The organism is Mycobacterium sp. (assembly GCF_019243155.1).
Taxonomy (GTDB): Bacteria; Actinomycetota; Actinomycetes; order Mycobacteriales; family Mycobacteriaceae; genus Mycobacterium.
Genome location: NZ_JAFAUS010000342.1, coordinates 1 through 2,085, shown reverse-complemented (window position 1 = coordinate 2,085; position 2,085 = coordinate 1). Strand labels below are relative to the sequence as shown.

At 67.1% G+C, this 2,085-nt stretch carries 2 protein-coding genes; one reads left to right on the top strand and one right to left on the bottom strand.

Annotated elements, in window-relative coordinates; genetic code table 11:
- Positions 1-837 (top strand): DUF4190 domain-containing protein (locus tag JOZ00_RS17555; RefSeq protein ID WP_366022351.1); only part of this gene is annotated, 837 nt, incomplete at its 5' end.
- A gap of 213 nt (positions 838-1,050) precedes the next feature.
- Here JOZ00_RS17555 and JOZ00_RS17550 read toward each other — a convergent pair.
- The gene (locus JOZ00_RS17550; RefSeq protein ID WP_293345795.1) at positions 1,051-2,007 is read right to left on the bottom strand and encodes a CoA ester lyase; all 957 of its coding nucleotides are present in this window, start codon (positions 2,005-2,007) and stop codon (positions 1,051-1,053) included.
- Between the last annotated feature and the right edge of the window lie 78 nt (positions 2,008-2,085).

The window sequence follows — 2,085 nt, the reverse complement described above, 5'->3', positions numbered from 1 at the left end:
CGGGAGGGCAAGCCGCCCACGGCTGGTCGAGAACCCACTCCGTTCGACCAGGCGGAGACGCAATTCGCGAACATCCCGCCGCCTGAGCCTGCACCACCGGCCTCGACACCCCCGCCCGAAGCGGAGACCCAATTCGCGAAAATCCCGCCGCCTGAGCCCGCGCCACCGGCCTCGACACCCGCGCCCAACGCGGAGACCCAATTCGCGAACATCCCGCCGCCTGACTACTCACCGCCGTCGGCGTATCCGCCCCCGCCTCCCGACAGTGGTTCAATGCCGAGCTACTACCCGCCGCCGAGCTATCCTTCGCCGTCCTACGAACCACCACCACAGCAGCCCTACCAGCCGCCACAGTCATACCCGCCGCAGCAGTCCTACCCACCGCAGCAGTCGTACCCACCGCAGCCCTACCAGCCGCCACAGTCATACCAGCCGCCGACCTACCAGCCGGCCCCGCCGTATCAGCAGCAGCCGCAGCCCTACCAGCCGCCCACGGGCGGTTACCCTCCCCAGCCGCCGCCTTACGAGTCCGGTTATCCGGGCGCCCCCTACCCGGGTGGCTACGGTGCCGCACAGCCACACACCAACGGGATGGCGATCGGCTCGCTGGTCGCGTCGATCGTCGCAGTGCCACTGGGTTTTTTCTGCTTTGGAATTGGCGGCGGGGTCGCAGCCATCGCGGGCATCGTGCTCGGCATCGTCGGGCTGAACCAGATTAAGCAGAGCGGGGAACAGGGACGAGGATTCGCGATAGCCGGCATCATCGTCGGAGGGGTCGCGATTGTGATCGCGTTACTGTTCCTCTTCCTGGTGGCCCTGGCTAACGTTCATCATTGACGTCGCCGTGACGTTCGACCCGACGATCCCAACCGGGCATTCGAATATCCGTCGTTGGAGCGATCGGGGCGCGGCGTCGATCCGCATCCCCCGATCGACTATCCGCCGACATTTTCCGACTACGTCTGGGTATCTGCCGCCGCAGAGCTACCCACCGCCGCCGTTTCCGCCTCACCTGCAACCGTGTTCGGGACGAATCAGTCGTCGGCGGCCCTAGCTCGGCGGCTGGAACCGATCGCCTCGCCGCGTCATGCCGGCGGCCCGGCCCTTGCCGGCGATCACCAGAGCCATCTTGCGGCTCGCCTCATCGAGCATCTCATCGCCGAGCATCACTGCTCCACGTGCGCCGCCTGCGGCGGAGGTGTGCCATTCGTAGGCTTCGAGGATCAGTTCGGCGTGGTCGTACTCGGCCTGCCGCGGGCTGAACATCTCATTCCCGGCGGCGATCTGGTCGGGATGCAGCACCCACTTGCCGTCGTAGCCAAGCGCCGCGGAGCGGCCCGCGACCCGGCGGAAACCGTCGAGGTCGCGCACCTTCAGATAGGGTCCGTCGATGGCCGCGACGCCGTGCGTGCGCGCGGCGATCAGTATTGACATCAGCACATGGTGATACGCATCTCCGACGTCGTAGCCGGGTGGCTGCTCTCCGACCTCCAACGTGCGCATATTCAGGCTCGCGATGAGGTCGGCCGGTCCGAGGACCAACGCCTGCACTCTTGGCCCGGCGGCGATCGCATCGAGATTGCTCAAGCCCTGGGCGGTTTCGATCTGGGCCTCGATGCCGATGCGCCCCACCTGCAGACCAAGCGTCGTCTCCAGCTGGGTCAACAGCAGATCGAGTGCGGTGATGTGCGACGCGGCGGCGACCTTGGGCAGCACGATGAGGTCCAGCCGGGCACCTGCCGCCGACACCACCTCGATCACGTCGGCGTAGGTCCATGGCGTCGTCCAGTCGTTGACGCGTACGCCGAGCAGCTGACCCGACCAGCCCGGCTCGCCCAGCGCCCCGGCCGCCTGTGCGCGAGCCTGCGCTTTGGCGTCGACCGCCACCGCGTCCTCGAGGTCAAGAAACACCTCGTCGGCGGGCAAGCCCTTGGCCTTCTCGATCATCCGGTTGCTGCTGGCCGGCACCGAAAGACAGGTTCGGCGCGCACGATAGGCAGCCCCCAAGATCTCATCCACCCGTTAACTCCTACCCTCGCTGACGTGGCTGCGGTCAACGGGGTCGGCCGGTGATGGCGGTGAATC